Origin of the sequence: Kitasatospora atroaurantiaca (assembly GCF_007828955.1) — a bacterium.
Lineage (GTDB): Bacteria > Actinomycetota > Actinomycetes > Streptomycetales > Streptomycetaceae > Kitasatospora > Kitasatospora atroaurantiaca.
The window spans coordinates 6,536,840-6,561,026 of sequence record NZ_VIVR01000001.1; the positions used below are offsets into that span (position 1 = coordinate 6,536,840).

Annotated in this window: 17 protein-coding genes; 13 read left to right on the forward strand and 4 right to left on the reverse strand. The window is 70.6% G+C overall.

Annotated features, from left to right (window positions below):
* The first annotated feature begins 10 nt into the window (after window positions 1-10).
* Both FB465_RS29355 and mshC read left to right on the forward strand, forming a co-directional pair.
* The gene (locus tag FB465_RS29355) at window positions 11-835 is read left to right on the forward strand and encodes an SCO1664 family protein (RefSeq protein ID WP_145795377.1); all 825 of its coding nucleotides are present in this window, start codon (window positions 11-13) and stop codon (window positions 833-835) included.
* 127 nt (window positions 836-962) lie between these two features.
* Window positions 963-2,192: a cysteine--1-D-myo-inosityl 2-amino-2-deoxy-alpha-D-glucopyranoside ligase gene (gene mshC / locus FB465_RS29360; protein WP_145795379.1), complete on the forward strand. Its 1,230-nt coding sequence runs from the start codon at window positions 963-965 to the stop codon at window positions 2,190-2,192.
* Window positions 2,193-2,241: 49 nt separating this feature from the next.
* On the opposite strand, the gene FB465_RS29365 is transcribed toward mshC, so the two are convergent.
* Together FB465_RS29365 and FB465_RS29370 are read right to left on the reverse strand one after the other, a co-directional pair.
* Window positions 2,242-3,237: a PAC2 family protein gene (locus FB465_RS29365; protein ID WP_145795381.1), complete on the reverse strand. Its 996-nt coding sequence runs from the start codon at window positions 3,235-3,237 to the stop codon at window positions 2,242-2,244.
* A gap of 174 nt (window positions 3,238-3,411) precedes the next feature.
* On the reverse strand, window positions 3,412-4,212 hold the full coding sequence (locus tag FB465_RS29370) for an SGNH/GDSL hydrolase family protein (protein ID WP_145795382.1): 801 nt from the start codon (window positions 4,210-4,212) through the stop codon (window positions 3,412-3,414).
* Between the two features lie 150 nt (window positions 4,213-4,362).
* Between FB465_RS29370 and FB465_RS29375 the strand changes: the two genes are divergently transcribed.
* The 6 genes from FB465_RS29375 (at window position 4,363) to FB465_RS29400 (ending at window position 14,671) form a co-directional block, all read left to right on the forward strand.
* Complete coding sequence (locus FB465_RS29375; RefSeq protein ID WP_145795383.1) at window positions 4,363-5,376, forward strand: LacI family DNA-binding transcriptional regulator; 1,014 nt, start codon at window positions 4,363-4,365, stop codon at window positions 5,374-5,376.
* Between the two features lie 174 nt (window positions 5,377-5,550).
* Window positions 5,551-9,558 carry a discoidin domain-containing protein gene (locus FB465_RS29380; protein WP_145795385.1) on the forward strand — a complete coding sequence of 1,336 codons (4,008 nt, stop codon included), beginning with the start codon at window positions 5,551-5,553 and terminating at the stop codon, window positions 9,556-9,558.
* A 226-nt stretch (window positions 9,559-9,784) separates the two neighbouring features.
* Window positions 9,785-11,185 carry an ABC transporter substrate-binding protein gene (locus tag FB465_RS29385; RefSeq protein ID WP_246192906.1) on the forward strand — a complete coding sequence of 467 codons (1,401 nt, stop codon included), beginning with the start codon at window positions 9,785-9,787 and terminating at the stop codon, window positions 11,183-11,185.
* Window positions 11,186-11,244: 59 nt separating this feature from the next.
* Window positions 11,245-12,132, forward strand: a complete 888-nt coding sequence (locus FB465_RS29390) for a carbohydrate ABC transporter permease (protein ID WP_145795387.1) — start codon at window positions 11,245-11,247, stop codon at window positions 12,130-12,132.
* Window positions 12,133-12,143: 11 nt separating this feature from the next.
* Window positions 12,144-13,016, forward strand: coding sequence for a carbohydrate ABC transporter permease (locus FB465_RS29395; RefSeq protein WP_145795389.1), 873 nt, complete (start codon window positions 12,144-12,146; stop codon window positions 13,014-13,016).
* A gap of 29 nt (window positions 13,017-13,045) precedes the next feature.
* Complete coding sequence (locus FB465_RS29400; protein ID WP_145795391.1) at window positions 13,046-14,671, forward strand: glycoside hydrolase family 13 protein; 1,626 nt, start codon at window positions 13,046-13,048, stop codon at window positions 14,669-14,671.
* Here the strand turns inward: FB465_RS29400 and FB465_RS29405 are convergent.
* The gene (locus FB465_RS29405) at window positions 14,661-15,473 is read right to left on the reverse strand and encodes an alpha/beta hydrolase (RefSeq protein WP_170290717.1); all 813 of its coding nucleotides are present in this window, start codon (window positions 15,471-15,473) and stop codon (window positions 14,661-14,663) included. The two genes, FB465_RS29400 and FB465_RS29405, sit on opposite strands and share 11 nt — an antisense overlap.
* Window positions 15,474-15,583: 110 nt before the next feature.
* Between FB465_RS29405 and FB465_RS29410 the strand changes: the two genes are divergently transcribed.
* Entirely contained in the window at window positions 15,584-15,946 is a 363-nt protein-coding gene (locus FB465_RS29410) for a DUF1304 domain-containing protein (RefSeq protein ID WP_145797665.1), read from the forward strand.
* The gene (locus tag FB465_RS29415) at window positions 15,943-16,509 is read left to right on the forward strand and encodes a TetR/AcrR family transcriptional regulator (protein ID WP_145795394.1); all 567 of its coding nucleotides are present in this window, start codon (window positions 15,943-15,945) and stop codon (window positions 16,507-16,509) included. Before FB465_RS29410 ends, FB465_RS29415 begins: the two co-directional genes overlap by 4 nt.
* A gap of 140 nt (window positions 16,510-16,649) precedes the next feature.
* Here the strand turns inward: FB465_RS29415 and FB465_RS29420 are convergent, their stop codons facing one another.
* Window positions 16,650-17,705, reverse strand: coding sequence for a glycoside hydrolase family 18 protein (locus FB465_RS29420; protein ID WP_145795396.1), 1,056 nt, complete (start codon window positions 17,703-17,705; stop codon window positions 16,650-16,652).
* 146 nt (window positions 17,706-17,851) lie between these two features.
* Between FB465_RS29420 and metH the strand changes: the two genes are divergently transcribed.
* The 3 genes from metH to FB465_RS29435 all read left to right on the forward strand — a co-directional run bounded on the left by metH (window position 17,852) and on the right by FB465_RS29435 (window position 24,180).
* Window positions 17,852-21,358, forward strand: coding sequence for a methionine synthase (metH, locus tag FB465_RS29425; RefSeq protein WP_145795398.1), 3,507 nt, complete (start codon window positions 17,852-17,854; stop codon window positions 21,356-21,358).
* 137 nt (window positions 21,359-21,495) lie between these two features.
* The gene (locus FB465_RS29430) at window positions 21,496-22,200 is read left to right on the forward strand and encodes an HAD family hydrolase (RefSeq protein WP_145795400.1); all 705 of its coding nucleotides are present in this window, start codon (window positions 21,496-21,498) and stop codon (window positions 22,198-22,200) included.
* A gap of 372 nt (window positions 22,201-22,572) precedes the next feature.
* Window positions 22,573-24,180, forward strand: a complete 1,608-nt coding sequence (locus FB465_RS29435) for an ABC transporter substrate-binding protein (RefSeq protein ID WP_145795401.1) — start codon at window positions 22,573-22,575, stop codon at window positions 24,178-24,180.
* The last annotated feature ends 7 nt before the right edge of the window (window positions 24,181-24,187 follow it).

Below are 24,187 nucleotides of genomic sequence, written 5' to 3' on the forward strand. Positions count from 1 at the left end.
AGCCGTACCCATGGCCGACCCCGCCGTCAGCGCGGCCCTGGCCGCCGATGCCGACGGCGCCCTGAGGCTGCTGCGCGAGGGCGCCCTCACCGTCCACGGCCGGGTCGCCGACGCGTCCAACGCGGTGCTGTACTGCACCGCCACCCTCGACGGGGTGACCGCCCCCTGCGTCTACAAGCCCGTCGCGGGCGAGCGGCCGCTCTGGGACTTCCCCGACGGCACGCTGGCCGGCCGCGAGGTCGCCTCGTACGAGGTGTCCGCCGCCACCGGCTGGGCGCTGATACCGCCCACCGTGCTGCGCGAGGGGCCGCACGGCGCCGGGATGGTCCAGCTCTGGGTCGAGCCCGACCCCGAGGCCCCCGAGCTGCTCGACCTGCAGGACCCGGCGGGTGCCGAGCCCGGCTGGCTGCCGATCATCCGGGCCGAGGTGGGGGAGGGCCGTACGGCGCTGCTGGTCCACCGGGACGACGACCGGCTCCGTCGGCTGGCTCTGCTGGACGCCGTCCTGAACAACGCCGACCGCAAGGGCGGCCACTGGATCGCGGCCGCCGACGGCCGGCTCTACGGCATCGACCACGGTGTCACCTTCGCCGTCCCCGGCAAGCTCAGGACGCTGCTCTGGGGCTGGGCCGAACAGCCCGTCCCCGAGGACGCCCTCGACGTCCTCGGCGGGCTTGCGGAGACGCTGGACGGCGCACTTGCCGAGCGTCTGCGCCCTCACCTCACCGAGGCCGAGCTGCAGGCCACCCGGGGCCGCGTCGCCGAGCTGCGCCGCACCGGACGCCACCCGCTGCCCTCGCCTGACTGGCCGTCGATTCCCTGGCCGCCGGTCTGACCCGCCGGGCCCGGACGGGCACGATCGCCCGCCGGGCCCCGACGAGCACGATCGGTCGGAAACTGATTCAAGCCGATCCAGGCCACTGGTTAGCCTTTCAAATGATCGCAAGGTTAGAGTCGGTGCCATGCATGCCTGGCCCGCCTCCGAGGTTCCCGCCCTGCCTGGTCAGGGGCTCCCCCTTCGTATCCACGACACCGCCGCGGGCTGTACCCGGGAGGTCGTGCCGCAGGACGGCACCGCCCGGCTGTACGTCTGCGGCATCACCCCCTACGACGCCACCCACCTGGGCCACGCCGCGACCTACAACGCCTTCGACCTGGTGCAGCGGGTCTGGAAGGACGCCGGCCACGACGTCCTCTACGTCCAGAACGTCACCGACGTGGACGACCCGCTGCTGGCGCGGGCCGTCGAGACCGGCCAGGACTGGACGGTGCTGGCCGAGCGTGAGACCGCGCTGTTCCGCGAGGACATGACCGCGCTGCGGATGCTCCCGCCGGCCCACTACATCGGCGCCGTCGAGTCCATCCCGTGGATCGTCCCGCTGGTCAAGAAGCTGCTGGCGAGCGGCGCCGCGTACGAGGTCGACGGCGACATCTACTTCTCCGTGGAGTCCGACCCGCGCTTCGGCCAGGTGTCGGGGCTCAGCCGCGAGGAGATGATCCCGGTCTTCGCCGAGCGCGGCGGCGACCCGGACCGCCCCGGCAAGAAGCACCCGCTGGACGCCCTGCTCTGGCTCTCGGCCCGCCCCGGCGAACCCGCCTGGGACACCGAGCTCGGCCACGGCCGCCCCGGCTGGCACATCGAGTGCGTGGCCATCGCGCTGGAGTTCCTGGGCATGTCCTTCGACATCCAGGGCGGAGGCAGCGACCTCTCCTTCCCGCACCACGAGATGGGCGCCTCGCACGCCCAGGTCGCCAGCGGGAACCACCCGTACGCCCGCGCGTACGTCCACGCCGGCATGGTGGCGCTGGACGGCCACAAGATGTCCAAGTCCCGGGGCAACCTGGTCTTCGTCTCCACGCTTCGCCGCGAGGGCGTCGACCCGGCGGCGATCCGGCTCGCGCTGCTCGCGCACCACTACCGCAGTGACTGGGAGTGGACCAAGGGCGACCTGGACCGCGCCGTGGAGCGGCTGGCCCGCTGGCGTGCGGCGGTGTCCCGTCCTGACGGGCCGTCGGCCGAGGCGCTGCTGGCCGAGGTCCGGGCCGCGCTCGCGGAGGACCTGGACGCACCCGCGGCGCTGGCCGCGGTGGACCGCTGGGCGGCGCAGCAGGCCGAGACCGGCGGCACCGAGATCGGCGCACCCGGGCTGGTGTCGCGCACGGTGGACGCGCTGCTGGGCGTCGCGCTCTAGGAGGTGGTGAAGGGGCGTCAGGGATCTCCCTGACGCCCCTTCACCGTTCTCACTCCTCGTCGGACTCCGGTTCGTCGTCCCCGTCCTCCGTGGTGTCCTTGCCGTCCTTGGTCTCCTTGGAGTCCTTGCCGTCCTTCGGCTCCGGCTCGGTCGGGCGCTCCGCCGTGGCGTGCCCGGCGACCGGCTTCTCGCCCGTCGGCCCGAGGTTGTCCCGGCGCCGCAGGTAGCGCTCGAACTCCCGGGCGATCGCATCGCCCGAGGCCTCCGGCAGCTCCGCGGTGTCCTGGGCCTCCTCCAACTGCTGGACGTACTCGGCCACCTCGCTGTCCTCGGCGGCGAGCTGGTCCACCCCGAGCTGCCAGGCGCGGGAGTCCTCGGTCAGGTCGCCCGGCGGGATCCGCAGGTCGAGCAGGTCCTCCAGCTTGTTGATGAGCGCCAGGGTGGCCTTGGGGTTCGGCGGCTGGGCGACGTAGTGCGGCACGGCCGCCCAGAGCGTGACGGCCGGCACCCCGGCGTGCGCGCAGGCCTCCTGCAGCACGCCGACGATCCCGGTCGGCCCCTCGTACCGGCTCTCCTCGAGGTCCAGCGACCTGGCCAGCGCGGCGTCCGAGGTGACCCCGCTGACCGGCACCGGACGGCTGTGCGGGGTGTCCCCGAGCAGCGCGCCGAGGATCACCACCAGCTCGACGCCCAGCTCGTGGGCGAAGCCGAGCAGCTCGTTGCAGTACGAGCGCCAGCGCATGCTCGGCTCGATGCCGCGGACCAGGACCAGGTCCCGGGTCTTGGGCTCGGTCACCCGCACCACCGAGAGCCGGGTGGTCGGCCAGGTGATCCGGCGCACCCCGCCGTCCAGCCACACGGTGGGCCGGTTGACCTGGAAGTCGTAGTAGTCCTCGGCATCCAGCGCGGCGAACACCTTGCCGCCCCAGGTCTCGTCCAGATGCCCCACGGCCGCCGAGGCGGCGTCACCCGCGTCGTTCCAGCCCTCGAACGCGCAGACCATCACCGGGTCGATCAACTCGGGAACATCTTCCAGCTCGATCACCCAGCGTCTCCCTCCGGTCGGTCAGCGGCCCGCCCCGCCTTGCCAGTACGGGAACCTGCGGCCGGCTGCCGACTGCTGAACCTCTGAACGTTGTCCGCATGGAACGGCCTGTCCCATGGTCCCTACCTGCCCAGCCTACGGGTTTTTGATACCCGGCCCGGCAAGGGGCAGAGCCTACTCGGCGGCGGCCGCGGACACGTTCGGGAGGTAGCCGCGGGCCTGGCCCTCGGGGGTCGGGTGGAAGGACTCCCAGATACTGGTGAGGACGATGCGGGTGATCCACTCCTCGCCACTCCTGGCGCACACTCCGTGACCGGAGAAGGGGCTCCGGACGTCGGCGAACCGGAAGCCCTGCTTGTCGGCCTGACGTTGGATCAGCTCGTCGAGCCGGTCGGTGAGCGCGTTGAACCGGGCCCGGCGGGCGTCCGTGCCGACCCAGCAGGTGGTCCCGGTCTCCAGCAGGTGCGGGTAGCCCGTCACCACCACGCGGGCCGCCGGGGCCGCCGCGCTGACGGCCCGGTAGGTCTGTTCCAGGTTCCCCGGCAGCTCCTCCCGCAGGAGGCGCTCGGACTCGTCCAGGGCCCGGTCGCAGCGGGCGTCGGTGGTGAGCGGCTGCAGGCAGGCGGCCGCCGCGGTGGCGAAGTCCAGGTCGTTGCCGCCCACGGTGAGCGTGACCAGGGTGCTGTCGGCCGGGACTCTCGGGAGCTGGTCGCGGATCACGTGCTGGGTGGCGGCACCACTGCAGGCGACGGACAGGAAGGCGGCCGGGTGGTGCTCGGCGGCCCAGAGCGCGGGGTAGGAGCGGGCGCTGCGGTGGCAGTCGCCGCTGGCCTTGTCGTACGAGCCGGCGGCGACCCCGGCGGCGTACGAGTCGCCGAGGGCGGCGTAGTGCGCGCCGGGCTGGGCGGCAGAGGCGGGGCTCGCGCCCAGGACGAGGGGGAGGGCGACGGCGGCGGCGAGGATCTGGTGGCGCACGGGGTACTCCGATGGCTGGCCGGCGGCCGTGCGCGGTCTGCCACGGCCCGTTGATCACGCATCGTAATGTCACGATCACTCAAGGTCGCGCTCTGGCGAGATTGCAAATCTACGCAAGGAATTTGCGTAGAGTGACGTACAATCGCAAACATGACACGACGACTTGCCCAGGTGGCCCAGAAGGTCGGGGTGAGCGAGGCCACGGTCAGCCGGGTGCTCAACGAGAAGCCCGGGGTGTCCGACGCCACCAGGGCGGCGGTGCTGACGGCGCTCGACGTGCTCGGCTACGAGCGGCCCACCCAACTGCGCGGCGAGCGGGCCCGGTTGGTCGGCCTGGTACTGCCTGAGCTGCAGAACCCGATCTTCCCGGCATTCGCCGAGGTGGTCGGCGGAGCGCTGGCCGGCCAGGGCTTCACCCCGGTGCTGTGCACCCAGACCGCCGGAGGGGTCTCCGAGGCCGACTACGTGGACCTGCTGCTGGAGCAGCACGTCTCCGGCGTGGTCTTCTTCGGCGGCCTGTACGCCCAGGGCGACGCCCCGCACGACCACTACGACCGGCTCGCCGAGCGCAGCCTGCCGACGGTGCTGCTGAACGCGGCCATCGACGACCTCGACTTCCCCCGGGTGTCCTGCGACGACGCGGTGGCGGTCGAGCAGGCGGTGGGCCACCTGCGGCAGTTGGGGCACCGGAAGATCGGCCTGGTGCTCGGCCCGGCCGACCATGTGCCGTCCCGGCGGAAGCTCGCCGCGGCGCGCACGGCGGCCGAGCGGGCCGGTCTCGAGCTGCCGGACGAGCAGGTCGAGCGGGCGCTGTTCAGCCTGGAGGGCGGGCAGGCGGCGACCACCCGGCTGCTGCGCCAGGGCGTCACGGGCCTGGTCTGTGCGAGCGACCCGCTGGCGCTCGGTGCGATCCGGGCGGTGCGGCGGGCCGGACTCTCCGTACCTGACGACGTGTCGGTGATCGGGTACGACGACTCCTCCTTCATGACCTGCACCGATCCGCCGCTGACCACCGTGCGGCAGCCGATCGAGGCGATGGGCCGGGCTGCGGTGGAGCTGCTGGTGGGCGAGATCGCCGGCGCCAAGGTCACCCACGACGAGCTGCTCTTCGAGCCGGAGCTGGTGGTGCGCGGTTCCACCGCCCCGGCCCGCGATCGAGGCTGATCGCACTCGCGAACCTCCGTACGGACCAAGGGCGGGCACTCCGGTGCCCGCCCTTTTCCGCCTCTCCTGACGCCGTGGATCCGTTGACATGTCTGTAGCACCTCTGTAACTCTTGCCTGCAATCGCGCAAAACATTAACAGATCAACGTCAGTTCCTTGACTGAGAGGGACGTAATGAGATCTCAGCGCATACTGTCGCGGCTGACGGCCGCGGTGGTCACGATCGGGCTGCTCCTCCTGGCCGGGCCGGTACTCCCGGCCTCGGCGGCGGGCGGCCCCAACCTCGCGGCGGGCCGGACGGTCACGGCCAGTAGTGCCACCGGCCCCCAGGCGGTCGGCAACGTCAACGACGGGAACCAGGCCACCTACTGGGAGAGCACCAACAACGCGCTGCCGCAGTGGGTCCAGGTCGACCTCGGCAGTGCCACCGCCATCGAGCAGCTGGTACTCCGACTCCCGGCGAGCTGGGAGGCACGTACCCAGACACTGGCGGTGCAGGGCAGCGCCGACGGGACCAGCTTCACCACCCTGGTGGGATCGGCGGGTTACACCTTCGATCCGGCCTCCGCCAACACCGTCCGGATCGACTTCGGGGCCACCATCACCCGGTACGTGCGGTTGAACGTGACGGCCAACACCGGCTGGCCGGCCGCCCAGGTCGCCGAGTTCGAGGTCTACGGCGCGACCAGTGCGAGTGCCGACCTCGCCCAGGGCAGGACGCTGACGGCCAACAGCTCCAACTCCCCGTACGTGCCCGGCAACGCGAACGACGGAAACCAGGCCACCTACTGGGAGAGCGCCAACAACGCCTTCCCGCAGTGGATCCAGGTGGACCTCGGCGCGGCCGTTCCGGTCAACAAGCTGGTCCTCAAGCTCCCCACCGGCTGGGGGACCAGGACGGAATCCCTGACGGTGCAGGGCAGCACCAACGGCAGCAGCTTCGCCGACCTCGTCGCCTCGGCCGGCTACACCTTCAACCCGGCGAGCGGCAACACCGTCACCGTCAACCTCAGCACCACCACGACCCGTTACCTGCGGCTGAACGTCACGGCCAACTCGGTCTGGCCGGCGGCCCAGCTCTCGGAGTTCGAGGTCTACGGCCCGGCCGGCGGCGACACCCAGGCGCCCACCGCACCGTCCAATCTCGCGTACACGCAGCCGGCCTCGGGGCAGATCAAGCTGACCTGGAACGCCTCCACCGACAACGTGGGGGTGACCGGGTACGACGTCTACGCCGACAACGTGCTGCTCACCAGTGTGGCGGGCACCGTGCTCACCTACACGGACAGCCGCCCGGACAGCGCGACCGTCTCGTACTTCGTCCGGGCCAAGGACGCGGCGGGCAACCAGTCCGCCAACAGCAACACCGTGGTCCGTACCGGCAGCGGCGGCACCGGCACCAACCTGGCGGCGGGCAAAGCCATCACGGCCTCCTCCAGCATCTACACCTTCGTCGCGGCCAACGCGAACGACAACGACGTGACCACCTACTGGGAGGGCAACGCCAACAGCTACCCCGACACGCTGACCGTGGCCCTGGGCGCCAACGCCGAGGTCGGCTCGGTGGTGCTCAAGCTCAACCCGGCGGCCGCCTGGTCGAGCCGTATCCAGACCATCGAGGTGCTCGGCCGGGAGCAGAGCTCGGGCAGTTTCACCAGCCTGGTCGCCCCGAAGACGTACACCTTCGACCCGGCGTCCGGTAACACGGTGACCGTTCCGCTCGCCGCGACGGTGGCCGACGTCCAGCTGAGGATCACCGCCAACTCCGGGTCCACCGGCGGGCAGGTTGCCGAGTTCCAGGTCATCGGCACCCCGGCGCCGAACCCGGACCTGACCGTCACGGCCGTGTCGTCCGCGCCCGCCGGTCCGGTCGAGACCGACGCCGTCACCCTCTCGGCCACGGTGAAGAACCTCGGCACCGCGGGCTCCGGCGCGACGAGCGTGAACTTCTACCTGGGCGCCGCCAAGGTGGGTACCACGCAGGTCGGTGCGCTGGCCGCCGGTGCGTCCGCCACGGTCTCGGCCGCCGTCGGCGCGCAGAACGCGGGCACCTACCAACTCACCGCCAAGGTCGACGAGTCCAACGCCGTCATCGAGCAGGACGAGACCAACAACGGTTTCACGGGCTCACTGACCGTCAGCCCGGTCGCAAGCTCCGACCTGATCGCCTCCCCGGTCGGCTGGACCCCGGGCAACCCGGCCGCGGGCAACACCGTCAGCTTCACCGTGGCCATCAAGAACCAGGGGACCACCGCCTCGGCGAGCGGCGCCCACGGCATCACCCTGACGGTCGCCGATGCCACCACCGGCACCGTCGTGCGCACCCTGACCGGCTCGTACGGCGGCACGATCGCGCCCGGCGCCACCACCGCCCCGGTCAACCTGGGGACGTGGACGGCGGCCAACGGCAAGTACACCGTGAAGACGGTGCTGGCCAACGACGCCAACGAGCTGCCGGTCAAGCAGGCCAACAACACCGGCAGCCAGGCGCTGTACGTCGGCCGGGGCGCCAACATGCCGTACGACACCTACGAGGCGGAGGACGGCGTGCTCGCCGGCGGGGCCGCGGTCGTCGGCCCGAACCGGACGGTGGGGGACCTGGCGGGCGAGGCCTCCGGCCGAAGGGCCGTCACCCTGAACAGCACCGGCAGCTCGGTCGAGTTCACCACGAAGGCCAGCACCAACACCCTGGTCACCCGCTTCTCCATCCCGGACGCGGCGGGCGGCGACGGCATCAACGCGACGCTCGACGTCTACGTCAACGGCAGCTTCCTCAAGGCCATCGACCTCACCTCGAAGTACGCCTGGCTGTACGGGAGCGAGACCGGCCCGGGCAACTTGCCGAGCGCGGGCGGCCCGCGCCACATCTACGACGAGGCCAACGTGCTGCTCGGGACCACCGTCCCGGCCGGCAGCAGGATCCGGCTGCAGAAGGACGCGGCCAACACCACCTCCTACGCGATCGACTTCATCAGCCTTGAGCAGGCGACGCCGATCGCCAACCCGGATCCGGCCAAGTACGCGGTGCCGGCCGGCTTCACCCACCAGGACGTCCAGAACGCGCTCGACAAGGTCCGGATGGACACCACCGGTTCGCTGGTCGGCGTCTACCTGCCGGCGGGCGAGTACCAGACGGCGAGCAAGTTCCAGGTGTACGGCAAGGCCGTCCAGGTGATCGGGGCAGGGCCCTGGTTCACCCGGTTCTCCGCACCGTCGAGCCAGGCGAACACGGACATCGGCTTCCGCTCGGAGGCCTCGGCGAACGGCTCCACCTTCGCGGGCTTCGCCTACTTCGGGAACTACACCTCGCGCATCGACGGGCCGGGGAAGGTGTTCGACTTCGCCAACCTCGCCCATATGACGATCGACAACATCTGGACCGAGCACATGGTCTGCATGTACTGGGGTGCCAACACGGACTTCATGACGATCAGGAACTCGCGGATCCGCGACACCTTCGCCGACGGCATCAACATGACCAACGGCAGCACGGACAACCTCGTCAGCAACAACGAGGCCCGGGCGACGGGTGACGACAGCTTCGCGCTGTTCTCCGCCATCGACGCGGGCGGGGCCGACGAGAAGAACAACGTGTTCGAGAACCTGACCGCCGTCCTGACCTGGCGCGCCGCCGGGATCGCGGTCTACGGCGGGTACGCGAACACCTTCCGGAACATCTACATCGCGGACACCCTGGTCTACTCGGGCGTCACCATCAGCTCGCTGGACTTCGGCTACCCGATGAACGGCTTCGGCACCGACCCGACGAACCTCCAGAACATCTCCGTCGTCCGGGCCGGCGGCCACTTCTGGGGATCGCAGACCTTCCCGGGCATCTGGGTGTTCTCGGCCTCGAAGGTCTTCCAGGGCATCAGGGTGAGCGACGTGGACATCGTCGACCCGACGTACCACGGGATCATGTTCCAGACCAACTACTCGGGCGGTCAGCCGCAGAACCCGGTCACGGACACGGTCTTCACCAACATCTCGATCACGGGCGCCCGGAAGAGCGGTGACGCCTTCGACGCCAAGTCCGGCTTCGGGATCTGGGCCAACGAGTCGGCCGAGCCCGGTCAGGGACCGGCGGTCGGGTCGGTGACGTTCAACCACCTGACGCTGAGCAACAACTACCAGGACATCAAGAACACCACGTCCACCTTCACCATCACCGTCAACCCGTAGCGGGAGCCACCCGGGCAGGGCGGACACACCACCGTGTCCGCCCTGCCCGGCATGCCCGCGCGCGGTGGGCGATTGCAAGAGCAGTCGAATTTTTGCGAAGTTTCGTCGATATCTTGTGGGCAGCTGTCCGCGCTGGTTAAGTAATCGCCATCTCCCTCTTCGCGCCCCGGCGCCGTGCCCTCGGCACCGCCTGCCCCCACCCGTGCATGAAGAAAGGCCCAGTCCCGTGAACACAGACCTGTTCCTGCACAGATCGGTCGCGCTGGCCGCCGCGGCCGGCCTGGCCCTCTCCGTCGCGGCCTGCTCCGGCAGCGCCAGCGGCAGCGGCTCGTCGAAGGACGGCGCCGGCAGCAGCGTCTCCGCGACGCTGGACCCGGCCGCCAAGGTGACGATCAGCATCGACTGCGAGCCGCCGGTCACCAAGACCGCCGAGCGCAAGCAGTGGGCGGAGGACATCGCGGCGTTCAACAGGCTCTACCCGAACGTCACGATCAACAGCAAGGACGCGTCCCCCTGCGAGGAGCCGGCGCCGTTCACCGCACAGCTCAAGGGCAGGACGCAGACCGACGTCTTCTACACCTACTTCACCGACCTGGGCCAGGTGCTCGACGAGGGCCAGGCCGAGGACATCACGCCGTACGTCAACGAGACCACCGTGCCGGCCCTCAAGGACATCGACCCGTCCGTCCTCGCCACCCTCAAGGCCGACGGCAAGCTCTACGGCCTGCCGACCTCCAACTACAGGATGGGCCTGCTCTACAACCGCAAGCTCTTCACCCGGGCCGGCCTCGACCCCGACAAGCCGCCGGCCACCTGGGACGAGGTCCGCGCCGCCGCCAGGAAGCTCGCCGCGCTCGGCAACGGCGTCAACGGCTACGGCGACTACAGCGCCACCAACCAGGGCGGCTGGCACTACACCGCCGAGCTCTACGGCCTGGGCGGTGCGATGGTCAGCGAGGACGGCAAGAAGGCCGCCTTCAACACCCCCGAGGGCAGGCAGGTCCTGCAGAACCTGTACGACATGCGGTGGACCGACAACAGCATGGGCGCCACTCAGGGCCTCAAGTGGCCCGACCTGATGACCCGGATGGCCTCCGACAAGCTCGGCATGTACGTCGGCGCCCCGGACGACATCACGTACATGGTGCAGACCCTCAAGGGCAACTACGCCGACTACGGCATGGGCCCCATGCCCGGCGGGAAGAGCGCACTGCTCGGCGGCAACGACTACATGTTCAAGAAGGGGTCCAGCCCGGACCAGATCAAGGCGGGCATCGCCTGGATCAACTTCAAGTACCTCACCCTCGGCAAGGGCCAGTTCGACTACGCCCGCACCAAGGCCGACAACCTGCCCGTCGGCCTCCCGCAGCCGTTCTTCTTCACCGGCGCGAGCCTGGCGGGCGACAACCGGGCCAAGGCCGCCAGCGCGACCGTCCCGGTCCAGAACTACGCCCCGTACCTGGCCACTTCGGTGCCCGGCAGGACCGAGCCGGCCAACGCCCAGCAGATCTACAAGGTGCTGGACAACCCGGTCTCGGCCGTCCTGACCGACCGGAACGCCAACGTCTCGAAGCTGCTGTCCGACGCCGAGACCCAGGTCAACCAGGTCCTGGCGAGCCTCCAGTAGCCGACCGGGCGGGGGGCCGTCCGGGGGCGGCCCCCCGCCACCATCAACCAGGAGTACCGATGGCAGCGATCAACGTCTCACTTCGCCGGAAGGTGCGTCAGAACCTCACCGCACACGGCTTCCTGATCGGTGCGGTGCTCTGCTTCGGGTACTTCTCGTGGTACCCGATGGTCCGCGAGATCGTCATGAGCTTCCAGCGGACCAGGCGGGGCAGGACCACCTGGGTCGGTCTCGACAACCTGGACCACATCCTCCAGGACCCGGCCTTCTGGCAGGCCTGGCGCAACACCCTGCTCTTCACCGTGCTGGCCCTGCTGTTCGGCTTCGCCGTGCCGTTCCTGGTCGCGATCCTGCTCAACGAGCTCCGGCACGCGCGGTCCTACCTGCGGATCCTGGTCTACCTGCCGGTGATGATGCCGCCGGTCGCCTCGGTGCTGCTCTTCAAGTACTTCTACGACCCGGGCCACGGGCTCTTCAACCACCTGTTGGCGGCCCTGCACCTGCCGACCTCGGCCTGGCTCAACTCGCCCGACACGGCGATGGTCTCGGTGGTGATCGCGGCCACCTGGATGAACATGGGCGGCGCCACCCTGATCTACCTCGCCGCTCTCCAGGGCATCCCCGGCGAGCTCTACGAGGCCGCCGAACTCGACGGCGCCGGACTGCTGCGGAGGATCTGGTACGTCACCGTCCCGCAGACCAGGCTGATCCTCTCGCTCCTGCTGCTGCTCCAGATCGTCGCCACCATGCAGGTCTTCGTCGAACCGTACCTGCTCACCGGCGGCAACGGCCCGCAGGGCTCCACGCTCACCGTCGTCCACCTCATCTACCAGTACGCCTTCAACTTCAACAACTACGGAAGCGCCTCGGCGCTCGGCCTGGTCATGCTGCTGCTACTCGCCGGGTTCTCCGGTCTGTACGTGCGGCTGAGCCGCAACGCCGACTAGGGGGATCAGCGATGGCCCGCACTCTCATCTCGCAGACCCAGCTCGACCGCCGCAGCGGGAAGATCGCCTACTGGACGGTTCTCACCCTGGTGGTGGCGGTCTTCACCCTGGTCTTCCTCGGCCCGCTGTACTGGCTGGTCACCGGCGGCCTCAAGTCCACGGCGGAGGTGATCCAGAACCCGCCGACCCTCTTCCCCGAGCAGCTGCACCCGGACACCTACGCGACGGCGTGGAGCAAGCTCCGGATGGGCCGACTGCTCTTCAACACCCTCTACTACGCCTTCGGCGCGCTCGCCTTCCAGTTGGTCCTCGACGTCGCGGCGGCGTACGCGCTGTCGAAACTGCGGCCGGTGCTGGGGAACCTGATCCTCGGCATGATGCTGGCCACCCTGATGATCCCGGCGGCCGTGCTGATCGTTCCGCAGTACCTGACCGTCCTCGATCTGCCGCTCCTGCACCTGAACCTGATCAACACCCCGTGGGCGATCTGGCTGCCCACGGTGGCCAACGCCTTCAACATCTTCCTGCTGAAGCGGTTCTTCGACTCGATCCCGGAGGACCTGATGGCGGCCGCGGCCATGGACGGGGCGACCCCGCTGCGGGCCCTGTGGTCGATCGTGCTGCCGATGTCCCGGCCGATCCTCGGGGTCGTCTCGATCTTCGCCGTGGTGAACGTCTGGAAGGACTTCCTCTGGCCGATGCTGGTACAGCCGGACCCGGCGAACCAGCCGCTCAACATCGGCATCAACTCACTGTCGACGGGGGTACCGCAGAACGTGATCATCGCCGCGCTGGCGATCGCCTCGGCACCGACCGTCGTGGTCTTCCTGGTCTTCCAGCGCAACATCATGGCCGGCCTGACCTCGGGCAGCCTCAAGGGCTGACCGCCCCTCCTCCGAAAGGACCTCCCACCGTGGTACAGCAGCCCCCGCGCCGACCCGAGCACTCGGACTGGTGGCGAGACGCGGCGATCTACCAGGTGTACCCGCGCAGCTTCGCCGACGGCAACGGCGACGGCACCGGGGACCTCGCCGGGGTCCGCTCCCGACTCCCGTACCTGGCCGAACTCGGCGTCGACGCCGTCTGGTTCAACCCCTGGTACCCCTCACCGATGGCCGACGGAGGCTACGACGTCGCCGACTACCGCGACGTGGACCCGGTCTTCGGCACGCTCGCCGAGGCCGAGAAGCTGATCGCCGAGGGGCTCGGACTCGGCATCCGCACCATCGTCGACATCGTCCCCAACCATGTCTCCGACGCCCACCCCTGGTTCCGCGCCGCGCTCGCCGCCGGGCCGGGCGGGGCGGAACGGGAGCTCTTCCACTTCCGGCCGGGGCGCGGGACCGACGGTGCGCTGCCGCCCAACGACTGGGTCTCCGAGTTCGGCGGCTGCGCCTGGACGCGGACGGTCGACGCCGACGGCCGGCCGGGGGAGTGGTACCTGCACCTCTTCGCCGCCGGCCAGCCCGACCTCAACTGGGCGCACCCGCAGGTGCGTTCCGAGCACGAGGCGATCCTGCGGTTCTGGTTCGACCGGGGCGCGGCGGGCGTCCGGATCGACTCCGCCGGCCTGCTCACCAAGGACCCGGCCCTGCCCGACCTCACTCCGGGCAGCGGCCCGCACCCGTACGCCGACCGGGACGACCTGCACGAGATCTACCGCTCCTGGCGGGCCATCGCCGACTCCTACGCGGAGCCGCGCGTCCTGATCGGCGAGATCTGGGTGCCCGACGCCGAACGCTTCGCCCGCTACCTGCGGCCGGACGAGCTGCACACGGCCTTCAACTTCGACTTCCTGGCCCGCCCTTGGGAGGCCGGGCAGCTGCGGGCCTCGATCGACACCACCCTCGCCGCCCACGCCCCGGTCGGCGCCCCGGCCACCTGGGTGCTCAGCAACCACGACATCACCCGGACGGTCACCCGCTACGGCCGCGCCGACACCCGCTTCGAGTTCGCCGCCAAGGCCTTCGGCACGCCCAGCGACCTCGTACTCGGCCGGCGCAGGGCCCGGGCGGCGGCGCTGCTCTCACTGGCCCTGCCCGGCGCCGTCTACCTGTACCAGGGCGAGGAGTTGGGCCTGCCCGAGGTCGAGGACCTGCCGCTCGACCGCCTCCAGGACCCGATGCACTTCCGCTCCGGCGGCACCGACCCCGGCCGCGACGGCTGCCGCGTGCCGCTTCCCTGGTCGGGCACCGAGCCGCCGTACGGCTTCTCGCCGGAGGGGGTGGTGACCTGGCTTCCCCAGCCCGCCGACTGGTCGGGGCTGACGGTTGAGGCTCAGTCGGGCGACCCCGGCTCGATGCTGGAGCTCTACCGGGAGGCCCTGCGCCTGCGGCGGACCGTCGTGGACGGCCCCTTCAGCTGGGTGCCGTCAGGCCCGGGCGTGCTGGAGTTCCGTCGCGGTGAGGTCTTCCGCTGCCTGGTCAACCTGTCGGCCGAGGCCGTCCCGCTGCCCACGGACGCCGCCGTGCTGCTCGCCGGCGGGCCGACGGCCGACGGCCTGCTGCCCACGGACACGGCGGTCTGGCTCAGCTGCTGAGGAGCCTGCGGGCGAGGAAGTCGACGGAGGCGGTGATCAGGCCGGGGACGTCGTCGTAGCCCTCGAAGATGTGCCCGGCGCCGGGCACCAGGAGGTAGGTCGAGTCGGCGCCGGCCTTCAGCAGCAGCTCGTGCAGGCGCTCGCTGTGGCCGGCGGGCACGACCGTGTCCCCGGTGCCGTGGATCAGCAGGAACGGGGGAGCGGCGGCCGAGACGTGCGTCACGGGGCTTGCCTCGGCGGCGAGTTCGGGCAGCTCGTCGGGCGGGCCGCCGAGCAGCAGCGCTTCCGTGGTGTCGGCGTCGGCGGGGCGGCGGGTACGCATGTCGGTCGGCGCGTACCAGGTGACGACCGCCGACACCGGGCTGCCGGTGAGCGCGGCCTGTGCCGCGAGGGCGGCGCCTGCGGACTCGCCCCAGACGCCGATCCGGCCGGCGTCCAGCCCCAGCACCTCGGCGTACTCCTGCAGGTAGGAGAGGGCCGCGTTGACGTCGTCCAGCTGCGCCGGGTAGTGCGCCTCGGCGGTGTGGCGGTAGTCGATGGTCGCGACGGCGATACCGGCGCCGGTCAGCGCCTCGAAGATCGCCCCGGGAGCGACGGTCTCCGGCAGGTAGCGGCGGTCTCCCGACTGGAAGCCGCCGCCGTGGATCCAGACGACCACGGGGACGGGGCCCTCGGCCGGGGGCCGGTGCAGGTCCATGAGGACGGGGCGGTAGCCGAGCGGCATCGAGTAGCTGATGCCGTCGTACACCAGCCCGCCGTCGACGGTCTGACGCGGCGTCACGGGAGGCAGGTGCTCGGTCATGCTTCCGAGCCTAGGCCGGGCGCCGGGCGGGGGCAAGGCTCGGGGTGGTGATATTCTGGACAGGTGTCTATAGTTCATGGACAGGTGTCCATCAACGAGAGCGAGTGATCATGCAGACGGCCGCGAACATACTGGTGGGCCTGGTGGCCGCGTTGCACGCGTACATCCTGGTGCTGGAGATGTTTCTCTGGGAGCGCAAGCCCGGGCGGAAGCTCTCGGGCTTCGATGCCTCGATGGCCAAGGCCACCGCGCCGCTCGCGGCCAACCAGGGCCTCTACAACGGCTTCCTCGCCGCAGGCCTGGTCTGGGGGCTGATCGCGGCCGACCCGACCGGCTACCGGGTACAGGTGTTCTTCCTGAGCTGCGTGGTCGTTGCCGGCCTGTACGGCGCGGCCACCGCGAACCGCCGCATCCTGTTCGCGCAGGCCCTGCCCGGCGCGATCGCCCTCGCCGCCGTCCTGGCGGCCGGATGAGCTCCCCGGCCGGCGACCCCCGCGCCGAGCGCACCAGGGCCAGGCTCCGCGAGGCGCTGCTCGCCGAGTGCGCCGAGCGGCCGCTCGAGGGGGTCAGCGTCTCGGCCCTGGTCCGCCGCGCGGGCCTCGGCCGGGCCACCTTCTACCTGCACTACGAGGACCTCCAGGCGCTCGCCGTGGACGCCTGTGCCGAGGTGGTCCGCGACGCGGTCGACGCGCTTCACGCCTGGCGCGGCACGGCCGACCCGGCCGCGCCCCCGCCGGCCCTGGCCGCCTTCTTCGCGGGCATCACCCCGCACGCTGCGCTCTACCGCACCTTGCTGCGGCCCGGCGGGAGCGGTCCACTCGGCGAGCTGATGAACCGTCAGTTGCGTGAACGCAGCCGCACCGAGCGCGAGTTGGCCGGCGCCCCGCACGCGGACCTGATCGCCACGGCCGTCGCCGCGACCTTCGCGGGCCTGCTGGCCGACTGGCTGCACGACCTCGTGCCCGGCACCCCGGAGGAGATCGCCGCCCAGGTCTGGCGCCTCCTCCTCGCCCTCCACCGCACGCCCCTCGGCTAGCTCGTAGGCACGTGCTCAGCCATGCACTGTCCAGGGGCGCGGGGAACTGGAACTGCGCGAGGCGGGAGGGTGCAGGCCGGTGCCTTCCGAACTCGCGCAGTTCCCCGCGCCCCTTCTTGGTTGGCCGCCTGCGTAGGGGGCTACGCGCCCCAGCCGCGGCGGTACGCGGCCCAGTGCTCGGGGGTGGCCGTGAAGTCGACGTACAGGGCGAGTCCGAAGGCCTGACGTCCGGGGGCGTTCCGGCTCAGCGAGAGCCGGGCCCCGCGTACCGCCGCCGACACGGTCTCGGCCGAGCCGCGGTGGCTGAAGGTGTCGTCCCAGTAGGCGGGCAGGCCCATCAGCAGGTCGACCCCGGGCGGCGTGACCTCCAGGGCGAGCGTGGTCTGCTGCGCGACATAGCCGCCGTAGAGGGATTCCAGCTGCATCGAGGTGTCGTAGGACATCAGCGCGATCTGGTCCACCCGGCGCGCCACCTGCGCGAAGTAGGCCTGTGACCACCACTTGGCGTGACCGGAGAACGCGAGGCCCGCCGCGTGCAGTCCGGGCAGCGGGTCGATCTGCGGCGCGGCCGCGGACAGCGGCACCCCGCGCGCGGCCGTCACCGCGTGCACCTGGTCGAGCAGGGCGAGGAAGCCGTCCGAGCCCGAGTGGACCGGCTCCATGTCGAAGTGGACGCCGTCGAAGCCCTGCGCCAGCACCTGCCCGGAAGAGGCGGTGATCCGGTCCCGTACGTCCGGGCGGTCCAGGTGCAGGCCGTCCTTCTCGGGCGCCACCACGTCGCCGAGCCAGGCCTGTACCCGCAGCCGGGGAAGCGTCCGGTGCACGTTCTCCACGAACGTCCGGGCCTGCGGGTACCGCGCCGGGTCGAGTGAGCCGTCGTGCTCCAGCGGGCCGGCGTGGACGTACAGGTCGCGTACGCCCGTCCCGGCGAGCAGCTGCGCCAGTCCGGCGACGTCGGCCTCCCCCTTTCGGCCGTCCACCCACGCATGGCCGAGCCAGACCGCGTCCCGCCCCCGGGTACGGGCCTCGGCGGACGGTTCGCCCGCGTACTGGAGGCGTAACGCGAGTGCTGCCGACGCGACCGGCACCAGCAGGACGGCCAGCCCCAGCACGGCCGCCGTCGCCACCCGCCGCCACCGCGACCAGCCTCGCCAGACGGCCCGCGCCGCACGCAGCCGTGCCTTGATCATCCGCATCTCGGATCTGCCCCCCGCGACTCGAAACGCCCAGGATACGGAACACGCTCGGAGCGTGACCGTCGGTCCGGCTACCCTGACCTCGTGCGACCCCGTAATCGGAGGGGCCGCAAAGCCGACAGCCGTCGCACCCAGGGAGTAGCCCCATGGCCACCGCCGTCCCCGTCTCCGCACCTCAAGAGCGCGCCAATGCCCTGCGCGAAGCCCTCGCCACCCGGGTGGTGGTGGCCGACGGTGCGATGGGCACGATGCTCCAGGCGCAGGACCCGACCATGGAGGACTTCGAGCAGCTGGAGGGCTGCAACGAGATCCTCAACGTGACCCGCCCGGACATCGTCCGCTCGGTGCACGACGCGTACTTCGCGGTCGGCGTGGACTGCGTGGAGACCAACACCTTCGGGGCCAACTTCGCCGCGCTGGCCGAGTACGACATCCCCGAGCGGATCTTCGAGCTGTCCGAGGCCGGTGCCCGGATCGCCCGCGAGGCCGCCGACGCGCACACCGCCGGGGACGGCCGCGGCCGCTGGGTGCTCGGCTCGATCGGCCCCGGCACCAAGCTGCCCACCCTGGGCCACGCCCCGTACGACACGCTGCGCGACGGCTTCCAGCAGAACGCCGCCGGTCTGATCTCCGGTGGCGCCGACGCGCTGCTGGTGGAGACCAGCCAGGACCTGCTGCAGACCAAGGCGGCCATCCTGGGCTGCAAGCTTGCCCTCGCCGAGGCCGGCCTGGACCTGCCGATCCTCGCCCAGGTGACGGTCGAGACCACCGGCACCATGCTGCTCGGCTCCGAGATCGGCGCCGCGCTCACCGCGCTGGAGCCGCTGGGCATCGACTACATCGGCATGAACTGCGCCACCGGCCCCGCCGAGATGAGCGAGCACCTGCGCTACCTGGCGAAGAACGCCCGGATCGGCCTCTCCTGCATGCCGAACGCCGGTCTGCCGGTGCTCGGCAAGGACGGCGCGCACTACCCGCTGAGCCCGGCCGAGCTGGCCGACGCGCACGACACCTTCACCCGCGAGTACGGTCTCTCGCTGGTCGGCGGCTGCTGCGGCACCACCCCGGAGCACCTGCGCGCGGTGGTCGAGCGCGTCCAGGGCCGCGAGATCGCGCAGCGCAACCCGCAGCCCGAGCCCGCCGCCGCCTCGCTCTACCAGTCGGTGCCGTTCCGCCAGGACACCTCGTACCTGGCGATCGGCGAGCGCACCAACGCCAACGGCTCCAAGAAGTTCCGCGAGTCGATGCTGGCCGGTGACTGGCAGGCCTGCGTGGAGATCGCCCGCGAGCAGATCCGGGACGGCTCCCACCTGCTGGACCTCTGCGTCGACTACGTCGGCCGGGACGGCGTGGCCGACATGAAGGAGATCGCCGGCCGCCTGGCGACCGCCTCCACGCTGCCGATCGTGCTGGACTCCACCGAGACGGACGTGCTCCGGGCCGGTCTGGAGATGCTCGGCGGCCGCGCGGTGCTCAACTCGGTCAACTACGAGGACGGCGACGGCCCCGACTCCCGTTTCGCCAAGGTGGCCAACCTCGCCCGCGAGCACGGCGCCGCGCTGATCGCGCTGACCATCGACGAGGAGGGCCAGGCCCGGACCGCCGAGACCAAGGTCGCCATCGCCGAGCGCCTGATCAACGAGCTGACCACCGACTACGGCATCGCCGAGCACGACATCATCGTCGACTGCCTGGCCTTCACCCTGGGCACCGGCCAGGAGGAGTCCCGCCGCGACGGCATCGAGACGATCGAGGCCATCCGCGAGCTCAAGCGCCGGCACCCCTCGGTGCAGACCACCCTGGGTCTGTCGAACATCTCCTTCGGCCTCAGCCCCGCCGCCCGCCAGGTGATCAACTCGGTCTTCCTGAACGAGTGCGTCGAGGCCGGCCTGGACTCGGCGATCGTGCACGCCTCGAAGATCCTGCCGATGGCGCGGATCCCCGAGGAGCAGCGCCAGGTCGCCCTCGACCTGGTCTACGACCGCCGGGACGGCGACTACGACCCGCTGCAGAAGCTGCTCCAGCTCTTCGAGGGCGTCAGCGCGGCCTCCAGCGCGGCCTCCAAGGCCGAGGAGCTGGCCGCGCTCCCGCTGGAGGAGCGGCTGCAGCGCCGGATCATCGACGGCGAGCGCAAGGGCCTGGAGGCGGACCTCGACGAGGCGCTGGCCGACCGCCCGGCGCTGGACATCGTCAACACCACACTGCTGGCCGGCATGAAGGTGGTCGGTGAGCTGTTCGGCTCCGGCCAGATGCAGCTGCCCTTCGTGCTGCAGTCGGCCGAGGTGATGAAGACCGCCGTGGCGTACCTCGAGCCGCACATGGAGAAGTCCGACGACGAGGGCAAGGGCACCATCGTGCTGGCCACCGTCAAGGGCGACGTCCACGACATCGGCAAGAACCTGGTCGACATCATCCTGTCGAACAACGGCTACACCGTGGTCAACCTCGGCATCAAGCAGCCCGTCTCGGCGATCCTGGACGCCGCCGTCGAGCACAAGGCCGACGTGATCGGCATGTCCGGTCTGCTGGTCAAGTCCACGGTGATCATGAAGGAGAACCTGCAGGAGCTCAACCAGCGCAAGCTCGCCACCGACTACCCCGTGATCCTCGGCGGCGCCGCGCTCACCCGGGCGTACGTCGAGCAGGACCTGCACGAGATCTACGAGGGCGAGGTCCGCTACGCCCGCGACGCCTTCGAGGGCCTGCGTCTGATGGACGCGCTGATCGCGGTCAAGCGGGGTGTCCCGGGCGCCGCGCTGCCCGAGCTGCGCCAGCGGCGGCACGCCAAGGTCGAGGTCGAGGAGGTCGAGGAGGAGAACCTCGGCCAGATCCGCTCCGACGTCACGGTCGACAACCGGGTGCCCACGCCGCCGTTCTGGGGCGACCGGATCGTCAAGGGCATCCCGTTCGCGGACTACTCGTCCTGGCTGGACGAGGACGCCCTGTTCAAGGGCCAGTGGGGCCTGAAGGCCGCCCGCAGCGGTGAGGGCCCCTCGTACGAGGAGCTGGTGGAGACCGAGGGCCGGCCGCGGCTGCGGATGTGGCTGGACCGGCTGCAGACCGAGGGCTGGCTGGAGGCTGCCGTGGTCTACGGCTACTACCCGGCCGCGTCCAAGGGCGACGACCTGATCGTCTACAACGAGGACGGCAGCGAGCACACCCGCTTCACCTTCCCGCGCCAGCGCCGGGGGCGCCGGCTCTGCCTGGCGGACTTCTTCCGCCCGGAGGAGAGCGGCGAGAAGGACGTGCTCGGCCTGCAGGTCGTCACCATGGGGAACAGGATCTCGGAGGCCGCCAACGAGCTGTTCGCGGCCAACGCCTACCGCGACTACCTGGAGCTGCACGGCCTCTCCGTCCAGCTGGCCGAGGCGCTGGCCGAGTTCTGGCACGCCCGGGTCCGCTACGAGCTCGGCTTCGGCGACGAGGACCCCCAGGACGTCAAGGACATGTTCGCGCTGAAGTACCGCGGCGCCCGCTTCTCGCTCGGCTACGGGGCCTGCCCCGAGCTGGAGGACCGGGCCAAGATCGCCGAGCTGCTGAAGCCCGAGCGGATCGGCGTGGTGCTGTCCGAGGAGTTCCAGCTCCACCCCGAGCAGTCCACCGACGCGATCGTCATCCACCACCCGGAGGCGAAGTACTTCAACGCGAGGTAACCCGTACGCTGCGCTGCGTTCGCCCCTTTCGGGCGGAGTGGGCGTATTCTGGATGATCCCTAACGGGCCGGTCCGCAGACCAGCGGGCCGGCCCGTGCCCATCCCCGGGGTGCGCACGACTGGGAAGGACCCGCAGCATGACGACCATCTCGACTCTCACCGGCACCCTCGACCGCGCCGGGGGCGACGGACTGCAGGCCGTGCTGCTCGACATGGACGGCACGCTGGTCGACACCGAGGACTTCTGGTGGCAGGCCGAGTTCTCGCTCTTCGCCGAGCTGGGCCACCAGCTGGACGAGACGGACCGCGCCCATGTGGTGGGCGGCCCGATGAGCCGGGTCATCGACTACCTGATCGCCACCACCAAGGTGAACCTCAGCCCGGCCGAGCTGACCGTGCTGATCAACCAGCGCTTCGTCGACCTGCTGGCCGGCGGTGTGCCGCTGATGCCGGGCGCCGAGCTCCTGCTCAACACCCTGAACGCGCACGGCATCCCGGCCGCGCTGGTCTCCGCCTCGCACCGGCACATCATCGACATCGTGCTGGAGAGCCTGGGCGCCCACCACTTCGCCTTCTCGGTGGCGGGGGACGAGGTGCCGCGCACCAAGCCGCACCCGGACCCGTACCTGGCCGCCGTCGCCCGGCTCGGTGCCGAGCCCGGGCGCTGCGTGGTCGTCGAGGACGCGCCGACGGGCGTACTGGCCGCCGAGGCGGCCGGCTGCCCGGTGATCGCCGTCCCGTCCGTGGCGCGGATCGAGCCGGGCCCCGGGCGTACCGTGCTGTCCTCGCTGGAGCTGGTCGACCTGCCCCTGCTGCACTCGCTGGTCGCCGCCCGAGTGTGAGATTGGTCTCTTTCTCCGCGCCCGTTGCTGTCGCGCTGCGGCCCGGTGGCAACGGGCTGTGCATGCCGAAGGGGAGAAATCGGGCATTGTCTGACAACTCGTCGGCTCGGCCGGACTGACCGCCGCCGGGCCGCTCACTGAGCGTACGAAGTGGTGATATTCGTACGTGTTCGATGTGGCACGCTAACTCCGACCAGTCCCCCCACGGCTGCCCCGACCCCCATACCGCACCACCGAGACCGGCGGGTGATCCCACCGGTTCCCCGGCGTTGCGGTCGTACGGACCCGCAGGCACTCGCCACACCCCGGCAGCGTCACGCGGCAGCCACCGGCATTCACGGCCGGTCCGCATGGAGAAGGAACGTATTCCGCATGACTTCAGCCAACCGCCTGGCCGTGCTCGGCTGTGCCGCACTGGTCGCCACCACGGCTGCGGGCTGCGCCTCGGCCACCAAGGCCGTCACGGGCGGCGACTCGAAGAGCAGCGCGATCACCATGGGCACGGTCAACGTGACCAACGTGCTGGACCCGGCCGGTGCCTACGACGCGGGCTCCTGGCTGCTCCTGAACAACACCTTCCAGTCGCTGCTCAGGTTCCCCTCCGGCGCCACCGTGCCGCAGCCGGACGCGGCGCAGTCCTGCGCGTTCGCCGGCTCCGACGCGACCACGTACCAGTGCACGGTGCGCAGCGGGCTGAAGTTCTCCAACGGGCACCCGCTGACCGCCGAGGACGTGGTCTTCTCCATCCAGCGGATGCAGAAGATCAACGACCCCAGCGGCCCCTCCTCGCTGCTGTCGACGATCAAGTCGGTCGAGGCCAAGGGTGCCGACGTGGTGTTCCACCTCTCCACGCCGGACGCGGTGCTCCCTGCCAAGCTGGCCTCGGCCGCGGGCGCCATCGTGGACCACCAGGTCTTCCCGGCCGACAAGCTCCTCGACAACGACAAGCTGGTCGGCTCCGGCCCGTACAAGATCGACTCGATCGAGCCGATGGCCGGCGGTGACGGCCACGCCCCCGGCAAGGTCACGCTCTCCGCCAACAGCCAGTACCAGGGCGAGGACAAGCTGCAGAACAACAAGTTCGTGCTGCGGTACTTCGACAAGGCCGAGGACCTCAAGGCCGCCTTGGACAAGGGCGACATCGACCTCGCGGACAACAGCCTCGAGCCCCCCACGGCCGCCAAGCTGAAGGACGACCAGCTGACCGGCAAGAGCGACTTCAAGGTCGCCGAGGGCGAGAGCGCGGAGGTCCGCTTCCTCGTCTTCAACACCAAGGACGCCGTCACCGGCAACCCGGCCGTGCGCCAGGCGATCGCCCAGCTGCTGGACCGCAAGGTGCTCGCCCGTGACGTCTACGCGCGGACCGTCCAGCCGCTCTACTCGGTCGTCCCGGCCGGGATCGCCGGCCACAACACCGCCTTCTTCGACAGGTACGTCGAGCCGGACGCCGGCAAGGCGAAGAAGATCCTCAACGGCGCCAGGGTCTCGCTGCCGGTGAAGCTGAACCTCACGTGGTCCCGGGCCCGTGCCGGTGCCGCCGAGATGAACGAGATCAAGAAGCAGCTGGAGGCCAGCGGCCTGTTCCAGGTGACGGTCCAGCAGGAGCCGGACTGGAAGGCCTTCCAGAAGGGCTGGAAGGCCGGCAGCTACCAGGCCTACACCGTCGGCTGGACCCCGGACTACGCCGACGCGGACGACTTCATCACCCCGCTGGTGGTCGACGGCGGTGCCTTCCACAACGGCTGGGACGACCCGAAGATCAGCCAGAAGCTGGTCCCGGAGAGCATCAAGCAGACCGACCGTACGGCGGGTGGCGCCTACGGGCAGATCCAGTCCATCGTGGCGGACGCCGTCCCGGTGCTGCCGCTGTTCCAGAACAAGTCCTTCTACGCCTCGCGCGCCGACATCACCGGCGTGGACTCGACGGTGGACACCTCGGGCGTCTTCCGCTTCTGGGAGATCGGCCGAACCAAGAAGTAGCCGTACG